The organism is Pleomorphomonas sp. T1.2MG-36 (assembly GCF_950100655.1).
Classification (GTDB): Bacteria; Pseudomonadota; Alphaproteobacteria; order Rhizobiales; family Pleomorphomonadaceae; genus Pleomorphomonas.
In genome coordinates this window covers 515,195-528,406 of record NZ_CATNLY010000023.1, presented here as the reverse complement: position 1 = coordinate 528,406, position 13,212 = coordinate 515,195, and the positions used below count along the sequence as shown (strand labels likewise).

At 64.9% G+C, this 13,212-nt stretch carries 13 protein-coding genes; 4 read left to right on the top strand and 9 right to left on the bottom strand.

Going from position 1 to position 13,212, the window contains the following annotated elements:
* Positions 1–8: 8 nt before the first annotated feature.
* Positions 9–1,280 (bottom strand): 5-aminolevulinate synthase, encoded by a 1,272-nt coding sequence (gene hemA, locus QQZ18_RS13925; RefSeq protein ID WP_284541520.1) that lies wholly within the window; start codon positions 1,278–1,280, stop codon positions 9–11.
* 438 nt (positions 1,281–1,718) lie between these two features.
* Here hemA and QQZ18_RS13920 point away from each other — a divergent pair, with 438 nt between their 5' ends.
* Both QQZ18_RS13920 and QQZ18_RS13915 read left to right on the top strand, forming a co-directional pair.
* The gene (locus QQZ18_RS13920; protein WP_026790096.1) at positions 1,719–2,219 is read left to right on the top strand and encodes a response regulator; all 501 of its coding nucleotides are present in this window, start codon (positions 1,719–1,721) and stop codon (positions 2,217–2,219) included.
* 115 nt (positions 2,220–2,334) lie between these two features.
* Entirely contained in the window at positions 2,335–2,667 is a 333-nt protein-coding gene (locus QQZ18_RS13915; protein WP_284541519.1) for a hypothetical protein, read from the top strand.
* 5 nt (positions 2,668–2,672) lie between these two features.
* Here QQZ18_RS13915 and QQZ18_RS13910 read toward each other — a convergent pair whose 3' ends face one another.
* On the bottom strand, positions 2,673–3,341 hold the full coding sequence (locus QQZ18_RS13910) for a polysaccharide deacetylase family protein (RefSeq protein WP_284541881.1): 669 nt from the start codon (positions 3,339–3,341) through the stop codon (positions 2,673–2,675).
* A gap of 161 nt (positions 3,342–3,502) precedes the next feature.
* Between QQZ18_RS13910 and QQZ18_RS13905 the strand changes: the two genes are divergently transcribed.
* The gene (locus tag QQZ18_RS13905) at positions 3,503–3,862 is read left to right on the top strand and encodes a DMT family protein (protein ID WP_284541518.1); all 360 of its coding nucleotides are present in this window, start codon (positions 3,503–3,505) and stop codon (positions 3,860–3,862) included.
* Here the strand turns inward: QQZ18_RS13905 and QQZ18_RS13900 are convergent, their stop codons facing one another.
* Complete coding sequence (locus QQZ18_RS13900; protein WP_284541517.1) at positions 3,863–4,339, bottom strand: tetratricopeptide repeat protein; 477 nt, start codon at positions 4,337–4,339, stop codon at positions 3,863–3,865.
* Positions 4,340–4,540: 201 nt separating this feature from the next.
* Between QQZ18_RS13900 and QQZ18_RS13895 the strand changes: the two genes are divergently transcribed.
* A complete protein-coding gene (locus QQZ18_RS13895; RefSeq protein ID WP_284541516.1) occupies positions 4,541–6,217 on the top strand; it encodes a methyl-accepting chemotaxis protein in 1,677 nt (558 codons plus the stop codon).
* On the opposite strand, the gene QQZ18_RS13890 is transcribed toward QQZ18_RS13895, so the two are convergent.
* Genes QQZ18_RS13890 through cpaB form a run of 6 tightly spaced genes read right to left on the bottom strand, consistent with a single transcriptional unit; the run spans position 6,218 to position 13,124 of the window.
* On the bottom strand, positions 6,218–7,216 hold the full coding sequence (locus QQZ18_RS13890; RefSeq protein ID WP_284541515.1) for a type II secretion system F family protein: 999 nt from the start codon (positions 7,214–7,216) through the stop codon (positions 6,218–6,220).
* A 7-nt stretch (positions 7,217–7,223) separates the two neighbouring features.
* The gene (locus tag QQZ18_RS13885) at positions 7,224–8,183 is read right to left on the bottom strand and encodes a type II secretion system F family protein (protein ID WP_284541514.1); all 960 of its coding nucleotides are present in this window, start codon (positions 8,181–8,183) and stop codon (positions 7,224–7,226) included.
* A 7-nt stretch (positions 8,184–8,190) separates the two neighbouring features.
* Positions 8,191–9,597 (bottom strand): CpaF family protein, encoded by a 1,407-nt coding sequence (locus tag QQZ18_RS13880; protein WP_284541513.1) that lies wholly within the window; start codon positions 9,595–9,597, stop codon positions 8,191–8,193.
* Positions 9,590–10,831: an AAA family ATPase gene (locus QQZ18_RS13875; protein ID WP_284541512.1), complete on the bottom strand. Its 1,242-nt coding sequence runs from the start codon at positions 10,829–10,831 to the stop codon at positions 9,590–9,592. The genes QQZ18_RS13880 and QQZ18_RS13875 overlap by 8 nt, the downstream gene beginning before the upstream one ends.
* Before the next feature lie 5 nt (positions 10,832–10,836).
* On the bottom strand, positions 10,837–12,207 hold the full coding sequence (locus QQZ18_RS13870) for a type II and III secretion system protein family protein (protein WP_284541511.1): 1,371 nt from the start codon (positions 12,205–12,207) through the stop codon (positions 10,837–10,839).
* On the bottom strand, positions 12,204–13,124 hold the full coding sequence (gene cpaB / locus QQZ18_RS13865) for a Flp pilus assembly protein CpaB (RefSeq protein ID WP_284541510.1): 921 nt from the start codon (positions 13,122–13,124) through the stop codon (positions 12,204–12,206). Before cpaB ends, QQZ18_RS13870 begins: the two co-directional genes overlap by 4 nt.
* Positions 13,125–13,212 lie beyond the last annotated feature (88 nt).

Sequence of the window (13,212 nt, the reverse complement as noted above, 5' to 3'; positions counted from 1 at the left end):
GGTTTCGGTCAGCCGCCGGCGGCGCTGAAGATCTGCTGGCGAACGGTCTTTTCCGTCTCCGGCACGCTCGGCTCGGAGAAGGGAAGGCTGAGCGTCTCCCACACGTCGACCAGCGCGTCGCGCAGGTGCTCGATCAGCGCGTCGTTGTGGAACGGCGTCGGCGTGATCCTCAGCCGCTCGGTGCCGCGCGGCACCGTCGGGTAGTTGATCGGCTGGATGTAGATGCCGTGCTTTTCGAGCAGAATGTCGGTCGCCTTCTTGCAAAGGTCGGCATTGGCGACCAGCACCGGCACGATATGCGTCACCGACGGCATCACCGGCAGGCCGGCGGCCCTCAGCACCGCCTTGGTGCGGGCAGCCTGCCGCTGGTGCGCTTCGCGCTCGCTGCGGCTTTCCTTGAGATGGCGGATCGAGGCGGTGGCGGCGGCGCAGAGGCCGGGCGGCAGAGCCGTCGTGAAGATGAAGCCCGGAGCATAGGAGCGTACGGCATCCACCAGCGACTTCTTGCCGGTGATATAGCCCCCCATCACGCCGAAGCCCTTGGCGAGCGTGCCCTCGATGACGTCCATTCGGTCCATGACGCCGTCACGCTCGCAGATGCCGGCGCCGCGGTTGCCGTACATGCCGACGGCGTGCACCTCGTCGATATAGGTGAAGGCGTTGTATTTGTCGGCGAGATCGGCGATCTGCTCGATCGGCGCAACATCGCCGTCCATCGAATAGACGCTCTCGAAGACGATCAGCTTGGCGCGATCCGAACCCGCGGCGATCAGCAGCTCCTCAAGATGGCCGAGGTCGTTGTGCCGCCAGATCTGCTTGGAGACGCCCGACGAGCGCACGCCGTGAATCATCGAGGCGTGATTGAGCGCGTCGGACAGGATCAGGCAGTTCGGCAGCAGCTTGGCAATGGTCGAGATCGCCGCCTCGTTGGAAACGTAGCCGGAGGTGAACACCAGCGCCGCTTCCTTGCCGTGCAGGTCGGCGAGTTCGTTCTCAAGCTGGACCAGCGGATGATTGGTGCCGGAAATGTTGCGCGTGCCGCCGGCACCGGCGCCCATCGTCTCGGCGGCAGTCGTCATGGCGCCGATCACCTTGGGGTGCTGGCCCATGCCGAGATAGTCGTTGGAGCACCAGACGGTGATCTCGCGCGTTCCGCCGCCCTGATGCCAGAGAGCGGTTGGGAACCGCCCGGCCATTCGCTCCAGTTCCGCGAACACGCGATAGCGCTTCTCGTCCTGCAGCGCCTGGACGGCACTCTCGAACACGGCATCATAGTTCATGATCGATCCAATCCCTCCGACGCCCGGCGGACTGAGCGTCTTTCCGTGAACGGATCGCCTTGCTTCGGCCGACGGTCCGTCGTCTTTCCACCTACGATAACCTACGCACATTGCCGCGAAACGCCTTTGATCACGATCAAATCGTGGACAGTCTTGATCAATAGGGTTGGCGAAAAGACGGTGGGGATCCCCGATGTCCTTGCGTGGTCACAGCTTTTTGAACGGGTCCAAAAACCCGACGCATCTGTCTGAAACTAAAGCACGGCATGGGTGAAGTCTCAAGCGGTTTCGTTCTTCTCGCGCCAGGAAACGGACGGCGGCGATGCGGTCGGGCGCCGTGTTTGGCCTTTGGTCGAAGGCTTTGCGTCCGCTGCCGCTGCTGCGGCGGCGCCTAACTGCTTTTTCACCTTTGGCTGATAGGGAGAGAGTCGAAGGAGTATGCCGGTGCAGCTTGATCTGTCATCCCTGACCTTTCTGGTCGTGGAAGATAGCGCCTACATGCGCACGATCCTCAGGACGATGCTGCAGGGCTTCGGCGCGCGCCGCATCGTGGAGGCGGAAGATGGCGCGTCCGGCCTGGAGGCGATGGACCGCGCCAACCCGGATATTCTGATCCTCGATTGGGTGATGCCGATCCTCGACGGCGCCGACATGGTGCGAATGATTCGCGTACCGTCCAACCCCTTCGCCTACATTCCGATCATCATGGTCACGGGCCATACCGAGCGCAGCCGGATCATCGAGGCGCGCAGGCTTGGCATTCACGAGCTGTTGTGCAAGCCGATTTCGGCCAAGTCGCTCTACCAGCGCATCCAGTCGGTGGTGCTGGCTCCGCGCGATTTCGTGAAGACCCCGACCTACTTCGGTCCCGCCCCGCGTGAAATTCGCAACCGCCAGAATATCTGGCAGGCCAAGCCGGGCGAGAAGGCGGCGTCCTGACCCATTCGCGTGCCTGCGAGCTGAAACTCTTTGCCTTACTCCGCGTTATAGGACCCACAAAGGCCCGCTTTGCCGCGACGGGTGGCGGCCGGCCTGTCCTTCTGGAGAGACGATCATGGTGTGCATCCCTGGCAAACCGGCTTTCCTGTCGATGACCATCGCAGCGCTGTTCGAGATCGCGTCCCCCGCCTTCGCCGTCGAAGCTTCCTCTGCTGCGCCTCCGGCGCTGTCGGTCTGTCTCGTGGGCCTCGGCTCCGGCGACGGCTCTCCAGCGTGGTCCCAGCTCGATGTGACGCCGAACCGCAGCGTCGATCTAGATCTCGCCGACGGTACGGGGCTGACGGTCGCCTGTGGCATGCTTGCCCCGCCGAAGAGTGGCGCGGTGTCGAAGATCGCTCCGGGCCGCCCCGCCGATCCGTCCATCAAGGGCGATTTCGGTTCGCTGTGAACGCCTCAGCCGGTCGGAAGCGAGAAGGCGGCGTCGAGCCGTTCGAACCGGACGCCTTTTGCCAGGAGAGCCTTGATACCCTCGACGACGCCGGCCCCCGACGGCCGCTCCGGGTGATTGATGTGGGCGATGATCACGTCGCCCGGCCGTGCCGCTCGAATTCGCTTGCTCACGGTATCCGCCGGCAGTGAGGCGCCGACGTCGGCGTTGAGCGAGTAGCCGGCAATGCGGTATCCGAGTTCGCCGATCAAATGGGCCGCGTCACGGCTGTAGCGCGCCGAGGCATCGCGATACCAGACGGGGCTCCGCCCGAAGGCGGCGGTCACCGCAGCCGCGCCTCCCAACACTTCTTCCGACACCGCTGCGAGCGACCCCGCCGTAGCCAGACCGAACACCGTGGGCCGATCGGTGATGGCCGGCACGTGATTCTCGCCGTGATTTTCGATTTCGAACAGGTCGGCATGCGCAAGAAGCAGAGCCGTGGCGGCGGCGTTGCGCTTCAGCCATCGGTGGGTGACGAACAGTGTGGCGGGAACGCGATCGGCGATCAGTTCGTCGAGGATTCGCTCGTCGACGGCGCCCGAGCAGGCGTCGAAGGTGAGCGCCACGGCATGGATGCCCGCTGGCAGCGTCAGGCGCGGTTCGATATCGCCGGCAAGGGCGGGAGAGGCCATCAGGGCGAGGAAGGGAACAAGAAGGGACAATCGCATCGCTCGACTCCTGGCACGCGGACGGCGGGTCGATGCGCCGCAGGCATGTCGAAATCAAGGCTGCCGTCATGCCGCCAAAATTCTGGAATCAAGACTCCGGAATTCTTCCCACCGGAATGGCTCTAATGTCCTTCATCCCGTCGGCGCTCCTCCCCGTCGTCCTGCTCGTCGCCTCCAACCTGTTCATGACCTTCGCCTGGTACGGTCACCTCAAGTACCCGAACAAGCCCCTATGGGCCGTCATCCTGATTTCTTGGACGATCGCCCTCGTCGAATACTGTCTCGCGGTTCCGGCCAACCGCTACGGCTTCCGCGTCTATTCGGCGGCCGAGCTGAAAACCATGCAAGAGGTGATCACCCTCGTCATCTTCATGGTCTTCTCGGCCGTCTATCTGAAGCAGCCGATTACGCTCAATCACCTCGTCGGCTTTGCCTTCATCGGTCTTGGCGCGTTTTTCATCTTCAAGGGGCCGATCCGGCTATAGTCAGCTTTCGGCGCTCTTGACCGATGCGTTGGCGGCGATCACCGGATTTCCGGGGGCGAGCGTCAGCGCTTCGGCGAAGAGAAGCTTCGCCGCCTCGCGGTTGCCCCTGAGCCACTGTGACCAACCCATGTTGTTCACCACTTCGCCGCGACGGCCGGCGATGGCGATCACCTGTGCGTAAGCCTTGTCGGCGACCTCGAACCGCCCGAGCCGATCGGAAGCGGCCGCGAAACCGAGCCAGGCTTCCGGATCGAGCGGATCCTTGGCCAACGCTGCCCGGAAGGTACGCTCGGCCCCGGCGAAGTCGCTCTGCCGAAAGGCCGCCTTGGCGCGATCGCGCAACGCCGCCTGCTGGGTCGCGAACTGCGAATACTCGGGGCCGCCGTCAATAAGCCCGTCTTCGAAGGCTGTACTGCACGCACCGAGTGGTAGCGAGACGAGAAGAACAATGGCTGGTAGGAAAAAGAGTCGATCCATGGTGCATACCTTGGTGGCTCATCGAACTCTAGTGAATGCACCATAAATCTGCGTCAAGAATTCCTGTTCAATTTTATGAAGAAGGTGCGCCGAAATAATTGTCCGCATGCATGTCGCTGTCCTTACTTCATTAATGAGCTGTTCACACGCTTCATCAATCATCCGGCGGGAGTGCTGTATAGCGCGAGGGGTGGAAGAAGAATGATCAGGCTCAACAGCATTGCCGGACGATTCCATGCTCTCATAATCTTGGCCGTCCTCGCGGTGGCCGGTGTTGCCGGATTGTCGACCTACCAGCTCACGGCCTCGAACAGAACCCATCGCACCGAGACGTTGCGTTCCCTCACGGACACGGCTCTGTCGTCGGTCGGCCATTTCGCGAACCTCGCAAAGAGCGGTGCGCTTGACGAGGACACGGCGAAAAGAGAAGCGCTCGCGGCCCTTTCGTCCATGCGCTACGACGGTCAGGAGTACTTCTTCGTCATCGATTTCGACGCACACATGGTCATGCATCCGATCAAGCCGGAACTCGACGGCAAGGATCTCTCTGCATCCACCGATCCTGCCGGTGCAACTCTGTTCAAGGATATGGCCCGGCTCGCCAAGAACGGCGGCGGCTACTACAGCTATCTCTGGCCGCGACCGGGCGCCGAGCAGCCGGTGCCCAAGACCAGCTACGTGCTGCCTTTCCCATCCTGGGGCTGGGCGATCGGAACGGGCGTCTATGTCGACGACATTGCCGCCGAGAACCGTTCGTCGGCCATCTGGGCGGCGGTTTCCACCCTGGTGATCGCCGCGCTTCTGGTGCTTGTCGCGAGCTGGCTCACCCGCACCATTACCCTGCCGATGCGCGCTCTGCGCGCCTCGATGGCCGACATTGCCGAAGGGCGCCCAGTTGAGGTTGCCGGCCTTGAGCGCAGCGACGAGGTCGGTGAAATGGCACGCGTCGTCGACGTCTTCCGTCGCAATGCCGAGGAGCGGAACGCCCTGCGCGCCGAGCAGGAGCGCGCCGACCAGGACCGCCAGCGTCGACGCGAGGCGGTCGAAGGATTGATTTCCAGCTTTGGGAGCGATGTCGGGCGTCGGCTCGATGCCGTCATCGCCGAAATGACCGGTCTCGACCGTTTGGCCGGCGATCTCTCGACGGCCGGCGAGGAGACCGAACGGCTGGCCAGCAAGGCGGCGCAAGGGGCCGAGCAATCGGCCACCAGCGCGTCGGCGGTCGCCTCCGCGTCCGACGAACTGCGCGGCGCCATTTCCGAAATCTCCGAGCAGATTTCCAGAACCTCCGAGGTGACCTTGCGCGCTGCCGAGATGGTCGACGGGGCGAACAAGCGCGTCGGCGAGCTGGCGGAACTGGCCGATGCCATCGGCGAGGTGGTCACCCTCATCGACAGCATAGCCGCCCAGACCAATCTTCTCGCGCTGAATGCCACGATCGAGGCTGCCCGCGCCGGCGAGGCCGGCAAGGGCTTTGCCGTGGTCGCGAGCGAGGTGAAGTCGCTGGCCGCCCAGACGGCCCAGGCGACCAGCACCATTTCCGAAAAGATCGCGAGCATTCAGTCGTCGACCGGCGACACCGTCGAAGCGATCCGCTCGATCGGCGTCGTGATGAACGAGGTGCGCTCCTACACCACCACCATTTCGGCCGCCATCGAGGAGCAGGGCGTCGTCACCGGCACCATAGCCGCCAACATCGGTGCGGTGTCGTCGAGCGCCGCCGATCTGACGCACAGCGTGGACGGCGTGTCGTCGTCGGCGGAAAAATCACGCGCGGCTGCCGGATCGGTGTTCTCGACCTCGGCCGACGTGACGGAGAAGACCGCGGAGCTGCGCCAGCGAGTGCGAAGTTTCCTCGACGACGTCGCCGCGGCCTGATCAGCTGTTGAACTTCACCACCACCGGCCAGATGGCGATGAACAGGACCACTGGCAGGATGCAGGCGGTGACCGGTACCGACAGCTTGGCCGGCAAAGCGTAGGCCTTTTCTTCGGCAGCGGCGAGACGCTGATGGCGCATGTCCTCGGCGAAGACGCGCAGCGCATCCGAAAGGCTCGACCCCAGCTCGCGCGACTGCTGAAGCAGTGTTGCGAAGGCGCGGACCTCAGGTACGCCGACATGATCGGCCAGGGTCTGCAGCGCCAGTTCCATCGAGCGCCCGGCTCGTACCTCAAGGCAAAGCACCTGAAGATTGACGCCGAGCGCGGGGTACATCGGCGCCAGTTCCTGGGTCACGCGCTCCAGGCTGGCCTCCATGGAAAGCCCGGCGTTGGCGCAGACGCCCATCAGGTCCATGAAATCGGGGAAGGCAATGCGGTTCTGCCGCAGCACCGCTTTGGCGCGCCGGTCGACGTAAAGGCTCGGGCCGAGATAGCCGACAATGGCCGACACCATCAGGATGAGGAGCAGCTTCGTCATGACCGGTTCGAAGCCGGTAAAGGCAAGAAACAGCAGCGCGACGAGGGGCAATCCGGCAGCGCCCGCGAGGCGGGCAACAAAGAACAGGGCAACGGCGTAGGGAGAGAACAGGCCGGCCCGGATCATCCGCTGCCGGGCCAGCTTCATCTTGCCGGCATCACCGCTGCTGACGATGCCGTTGGCCTGGATGACGAACCGTTCGAGCGTCGGCGACAGGCGGCTGCCCTCCGGCCCGAGGCCAAGCGTCGACAGCGGATCCTCGCCGGGTTCGTCTCTCGTCGCGTCTCGCTTCGGTACCGGCAGATCGACCTTCAGGCGGCGCCTGAGACGACGACGGCGTGCAAGCGAACTCACTGCCGTCACGGCGATGCTGGTCAGCATGGCCATGAAGGCGACGAGCGCAACGAGGTCCGGTCGGGCTGTCGCGAAATCGAGAAGTGAGCGGGCAACGTCGGGCATTTGGGCCTCAGAAGCGGAAACTGATCATCTTCTTCATCATCAGGTTGCCGACGCCGAGCCATGCGACGGCGCCGAGGAGACCCCACGTGGTCATCGGCTTGCCCCACACCGACCCGTAGTAGTCGGGCGACATGAAGTTGAGGGCCGCGAACAGCAGGACCGGCATGGCGGTGAGGAAGACGGCGGATATTCTCCCCTCGGCCGAAATCGAACGGATCTTTCGCCGCATCTTGATGCGCTGGCGGATCACGTCGGTGAGGTTTTGCAGGATTTCGCGCAGGTTGCCGCCCGTCGACGACTGGATCGACACCGCCGTGACGAACAGCGGCAAGTCCTCCTGGCCGACACGGGCCTGCATGTTGGCGAGCGCCGTCACGAGATCGGCGCCGTAGGTCACCTCGTCGGTCATCAGGCCGAACTCGGTGCCGATGGGATCGGGCATTTCGCGCGCCACCATCGACATGGCGACCGGCACCGGATGCCCGGCCTTGAGGCTGCGGACGATCAGCTCGATCGCCTCCGGGAATTGCAGGGCGAACTTCTCCTGCCTTCGGTTTCGCCGCATCCGCAGCACCATGACGGGAAGCACGAAACCGCCAAGCGGCAATGCGATCGCGGTCTTGACGATGTCGTGGTCGGTGAAGTTGAAGACGAGCCCGGCGATGATGAGGCCGGTGGCGACGAACACCAGCATCAGCTTGGTGAGGCCGATGGTGATGCCGCACTGCACGATCAGTCGGCCGAGCCAGGCGAGGTGGCGCGGCATGCCGCCCGACGCTGTCAGGCCGCGTTCGCGCCTGAGCAGCACCATGACCTCCTGCCGGTTGGCGTCCGGCGCCGACACGCGAAGCCGGCGGTTGATCTGACGGCGGTCGGCGCTGGCATTCACGGTCAGGAGATACACTGCCTCGCCCAGAAAGGCGGCGGCAAAGCCGGCAAAGGCGTAGAACAGGTGCATCTCGTTCATGTCGGCCTCAAACGAGTGGCTTGGTGGGATCGAAATAGGCGCTGGGCACGGTGATGCCCTTGGCGACGAGATCGTCGAGGAAACGCGGCCGAATGCCCGTGGCGCGGAACTCGCCGACCACCGTTCCATCCGCCTCGGTGCGCAGGCGGTTGAAGCGGAAGATCTCCTGCATCTGGATGATGTCCCCTTCCATTCCGGTGATCTCGGAAATGGAGGTGACGCGTCGCTTGCCGTCAGACAGGCGCGTCAGCTGCAGGATCAGCCGGATGGCCGAGGCGATCTGCGAGCGGATGGAGGCGACGGTCATCGGCATGCCGGTCATGCCCAGCATTTGTTCGAGGCGGGCAATGGCATCGCGCGGCGTGTTGGCGTGGATCGTCGCCATCGATCCCTCGTGGCCGGTGTTCATGGCCTGCAGCATGTCGAAGGCTTCCTCGCCACGGCACTCGCCGAGGATGACGCGGTCGGGCCGCATGCGCAGCGCGTTCTTGACGAGGTCGCGCTGGCGGATCTCGCCGTGGCCCTCGGTGTTGGCGGGACGGGTTTCCATACGGGCGACATGCGGTTGCTGCAGTTGCAGCTCGGCCGCGTCCTCAATGGTGATCAGGCGCTCGTCCGGCGAGATGAAGGCCGAGAGGGCGTTGAGCATGGTCGTCTTGCCGGTGCCGGTGCCGCCCGAAATCAGCGTCGTCACGCGGGCGTTGACGGCCGCGGCCATCAGTTCGCCCATCGGCTTGCCCAACGCGCCGACGTCGATCAGGCGGTCGAGCGACAGCTTCTTCTTGGCGAACTTGCGGATGGAGACCAGGGGGCCGTCGACGGCGATCGGCCGGATCGCCGCGTTGAAGCGCGAGCCGTCGAGCATGCGGGCGTCGCAGGTCGGGTGGCTCTCGTCGATGCGGCGGCCGACGGCGGCGACGATCTTGTTGATGATGCGAAGAAGATGCGCCTCGTCCTTGAAGGGAATGTTGATCGGCTCGAGCTTGCCGAAGCGCTCGACAAAACAGTTCTGGTGGCCGTTGATCAGAATGTCGTTGATCGTGGGGTCGCGCATCACCGCTTCCAGCGGTCCGAGCCCCATCATTTCATCGTAGACGGCGGTGACGAACTCGCCGAATTCCTGCTCGTTGAGTGCCAGTCGCTCCTCGGCGGCGAAGGCGCTGACCTGGCCGTAGAGTTCGCGCATCACGGCGTCGGGTGACAGCTTCTCAAGCTGGGAGAGGTTGAGGTCTTCGATCAGGCGCTTGTGCAGCTTGTCCTTGGCGGCGATCAGCTTTTCGTTGATCGGCTTGGGCAGCGGCAGCGGCTCCATTTCGCGCAAAGGCGCCACCTGGATCAGCGACACGGCCGGCCGGTCCGCAGGCATCGTCGGCGGCGCTTCGCCCGATTGCAAACTCAGGAAACGGCTACGCATGACGCCTCCCCTTGCTCGCCGCCGCCGGATCGGACCGCTTCAGCCGGGCGAGAAGGGCGCGCAGCGGTGCGGCCCAGGAAGTTCCGCCAAGCTCGGCCGGATCGGCGATGATCGCCCGGAGATCGGCGATGACGCGAGAGTTGGGCGCCACCTCGCCAAGCGCGCGCCCTTGATCGAGCGCTTCGCGGACGGCCTTGTAGTCGTTGGCGACGGAGCCGGCGAAGGCGTCGCCGAACAGCTCCTTGACCTCGGAGAGCGATACGCTGGGGCTGCCCTTGGCATCGACGCGGTTGATGATGACGCCGAAACGGGCATCCTTGTGGACGCGTTCCCGGACGGCCTGGGCAAGCCTTTGTGCCTGTCTCAGCGCCGGCACCGTCATTTCGGTGGTCAGGAACACATGGTCGGATCCCTGGAGGACCGAGTCGGTCCAGGGGAACCAGGTGCGAGGAAGATCGATCACCACGTTGTTGAAGTGCCCGGCGACGAGGTCGAGCAGCCGCGCCACGAGGTCGGGGCGGTAGCTGCGCATCTCCCATGGGCAGGGTGGCGCCGAAACGATGGCGAGGCCCGACTTGTGCCGACTCAGCATGACGTCGAGCAGCTTGCGGTCGAGCCGGTCCGGCTGGTTCTCGATCTCGGCGATGTCGAAGTGCGGTTCGAGGTCGAAATACTCGGCGCAGGAGCCGCTCTGAAGGTTCAGGTCGACGACGCATGTCGTCTGGTGGCGCCGCGCCGCCGCCTGATGCAACAACACGGCCGCCTGAAGCGCCAGGGTCGTGTTGCCGACGCCGCCGGCCGCCGGCAGGAAGGTAAAGATCCGCGAGTCGGGATAGGGGTCGGAATCGTCGCGGCCGAGGCGGGTCAGCGTGTGGGCGAGGTCGGAAGGCGCCACCGGCTTGACCAGGAAGTCCTGCAGTCTCAGCCGCAGAAACCCGCGGGCGACCTCGGCATCGAACACGCCGGTGACCGGGAGGAAGCGTACCGACGGACCGGCCTGTCGGTAAAGCTCTGAAAGGCCGGCTACCGGTCCGTCCGGGAAGGCATCGAGATCGGGGACGACGAGGCCGCAGGCCGGATCGGCGAGTTCGTCGGACAGCTTGTCGGGCGACCGCACCTTGAGGTCGCCGACGTTGGCGCCGGATGCCCTGAGGGCATCGGCCACCAGGACGGCGAAATCCTTGTCGGCGGTGACGACGAGGACGATTCCGAAGTTGATCGAGGTCTCGGCCATCGGCATCACCGCACCAGGTCCAGGATGTAGCCGCCGGTCGATGTGCCGTTGGCGGCGAGATAGGCGGCGGCATCGTGCGGCACTTCGGCATTGCCACGCGCGAAGGCATCGAGATCGCTGCCCGGCATCGCCCGGTCGAAGGGCGTCGCGATGGCGTTGCCGGCGCCGAGCGGGTCGACGATGTGCGGCGTCACGATGATCACGAGGTCGGTTTCCGACCGTTTGTAGGCGGTGGACCGGAACAGGTTGCCGAGCACGGGCATCGAGCCGAGCCATGGCACGCGATTGTTCGAGACGGACCGCGAGTTGGTGAGCAGGCCGGCGATCACGAAGCTCTGGCCGTCGCGCAGCTCCAACGTCGAGTCCGAGCGGCGCACCTTGAGGCCGGGAATGGTGATGCTGTTGATGGTGACCGCCGCCGAATAGTCGATCTCGCTCACCTCCGGCTTGATGTTGAGATGAATGAGACCGTTAGGCGCCATAGTGGGCGTGAAGTCGAGGCCGACGCCGAACTTCTTGAACTCGACGGAAACCGAGTTGTTGTCGCTGGCCACCGGCACCGGAAATTCGCCGCCGGCAAGGAAACTGGAGGTTTGGCCGGACAACGCCACAAGATTGGGCTCGGCCAGTGATCGGGCGAGGCCGCGCGCTTCCAGCGCCTGCACCACCATGTCGACCGACAGGCCACCCGACAGAACCTGGCTGACGATCTCGCCGAACGGCGTCGAACCGGAGGCAAGCGTCGACGACCCGACGCCGAGGGAGAAGCCATCGGTCTGAACTGCCCAGCCCAGCCCCAGCTCGCGGCTGGCCGAGCGAGTCGCCTCAAGGAAGCGAACCTTGAGCTGCACCTGCTTGCCGCCGCCGATATCGACGGTGTTCACCACCTTGTCGCCGCCGAACTCCTTGGCGATGGCGCCGGCTTCGTCGATGGTCTTCTGGTCGGCGGCCGTCCCCGACAGGACGATCGATCCATTGGCCGAGGAAACGTCGACCCGGGCGTCGGGCAGCTTGCGCTCCAAGGCCGCCTGCAGCCGGTCGGTGTGCAGGGCGATCTCGAAATCGGCGGCGCCGACCACGTTTCGCTCCTTGTCGAACAGCACGATGCCGGTGACGCCACCCTTCGAGCCGAGCACCATGAACGACTTGTCCGTGAGCGGCCAAGCATCGGCCAGCGCCGGATCGCCGACCACGATCTCCGAGAAGGCGGAGGTCGTCACGATCATCTGCGGCACGCCCTTGGCAATCGAGAACGACTGGCCAGAGGTCGCCGCCGTCATGCGGATGGGGGCGGCGGCATTGGCCGGCACGGCGGCGGCCAGCGCGAAAACGAGAAGCGCCACGAGGCGAAGCGCCGCGCGCATCGAGGGGATCATTGCGGTTCTCCGGCGGCGATCGATGCGGGCGATGGAGGAGCGGCCTCAGTCGGTGCGGTCGGGGGCGTCACGAGGCGGCTGGGGCCGCCGTCCCTCACCGGAACGGAGTACTGGGTAAGCTCGGTCGCACGCCGTACCCATACCGTGGCGTCGGTCATCGGTGGGGTGGGCGGCGGCTCGGCTTCAGCGTTTTCGGTCTTGCGGGCGGTGGTGAGGTCGGCAACGCCAATCGGCCGGAACGCGGCGGCGGTCACTTCACCGGCCCGTCGCAACACCAGCGACAGGCTGCCGACGCTCTGGGCCAGCACTAGTTTCTGCGCGGCTTCCGGCGATACTTCCACGGTGGCGGTATGCGCGACCATCGGCTCGGTGCTCTTCTCGTCGGCCATCTGGTCGATCGACAGGATGCGTACGTCCTGGAGAATGACCTCGGCCACCTCGGCGGTGGTGAGCACCACGTCGACCCGGTCGCCCGGCAGGACCAGGCCGCCAACGCCGGCAACGTCGTTGACGCGCAGCGTCACGGCACGATTGCCGTCGGAAATAAGGCGGGAAAGGGCAGCCCGCTCGCCGGGGCCCGTCAGCTTGGAGGCGAACAGCGGCTCGCCCTGCTCCAGCGCATACAGCACGGTGCGGTCGCCGTCCTTGAACAGATCGTCGGTCGTGGCAAAGGCGCCGGGCGGCAGATCGCCATCCGGCCAGGGAATCTCGCGGACCGCCTGGCGAGAGAGCGGAGCGCCGAACCTCAGCGGTTCCGCCGCCACCACCAGGGTTCCGAAGGTCACCGAAGGTCGCGCCGCCTCGATCTCCTTGAGACGGGCCGCCGAGGCGTTGTCGAGCCAACGACCGCCCGCCCAGATGGCTCCGCCGCCACAAACGATGGCAAGCAGGATCATGACCTTGAAATTGGCGCGCATCGAGACACTCTCTTAAAGTGCGCCCAAGCTAGCAGGTTCGCGATAAAGGCCGGTTCAATCGGCTCGTGGCTTTTCCGCAATCATCTCA

What these genes read in the sequence shown, in the direction of transcription:
- QQZ18_RS13885 (WP_284541514.1), bottom strand. Translation starts at nt 8,183, where the DNA reads ATGAACGAGATGCACCTGTTCTACGCCTTTGCCGGCTTTGCCGCCGCC.
- hemA (WP_284541520.1), bottom strand. Translation starts at nt 1,280, where the DNA reads ATGAACTATGATGCCGTGTTCGAGAGTGCCGTCCAGGCGCTGCAGGAC.
- QQZ18_RS13920 (WP_026790096.1), top strand. Translation starts at nt 1,719, where the DNA reads ATGCCGGTGCAGCTTGATCTGTCATCCCTGACCTTTCTGGTCGTGGAA.
- cpaB (WP_284541510.1), bottom strand. Translation starts at nt 13,124, where the DNA reads ATGCGCGCCAATTTCAAGGTCATGATCCTGCTTGCCATCGTTTGTGGC.
- QQZ18_RS13890 (WP_284541515.1), bottom strand. Translation starts at nt 7,216, where the DNA reads ATGCCCGACGTTGCCCGCTCACTTCTCGATTTCGCGACAGCCCGACCG.
- QQZ18_RS13905 (WP_284541518.1), top strand. Translation starts at nt 3,503, where the DNA reads ATGTCCTTCATCCCGTCGGCGCTCCTCCCCGTCGTCCTGCTCGTCGCC.
- QQZ18_RS13880 (WP_284541513.1), bottom strand. Translation starts at nt 9,597, where the DNA reads ATGCGTAGCCGTTTCCTGAGTTTGCAATCGGGCGAAGCGCCGCCGACG.
- QQZ18_RS13875 (WP_284541512.1), bottom strand. Translation starts at nt 10,831, where the DNA reads ATGGCCGAGACCTCGATCAACTTCGGAATCGTCCTCGTCGTCACCGCC.
- QQZ18_RS13895 (WP_284541516.1), top strand. Translation starts at nt 4,541, where the DNA reads ATGATCAGGCTCAACAGCATTGCCGGACGATTCCATGCTCTCATAATC.
- QQZ18_RS13910 (WP_284541881.1), bottom strand. Translation starts at nt 3,341, where the DNA reads ATGGCCTCTCCCGCCCTTGCCGGCGATATCGAACCGCGCCTGACGCTG.
- QQZ18_RS13870 (WP_284541511.1), bottom strand. Translation starts at nt 12,207, where the DNA reads ATGATCCCCTCGATGCGCGCGGCGCTTCGCCTCGTGGCGCTTCTCGTT.
- QQZ18_RS13900 (WP_284541517.1), bottom strand. Translation starts at nt 4,339, where the DNA reads ATGGATCGACTCTTTTTCCTACCAGCCATTGTTCTTCTCGTCTCGCTA.
- QQZ18_RS13915 (WP_284541519.1), top strand. Translation starts at nt 2,335, where the DNA reads ATGGTGTGCATCCCTGGCAAACCGGCTTTCCTGTCGATGACCATCGCA.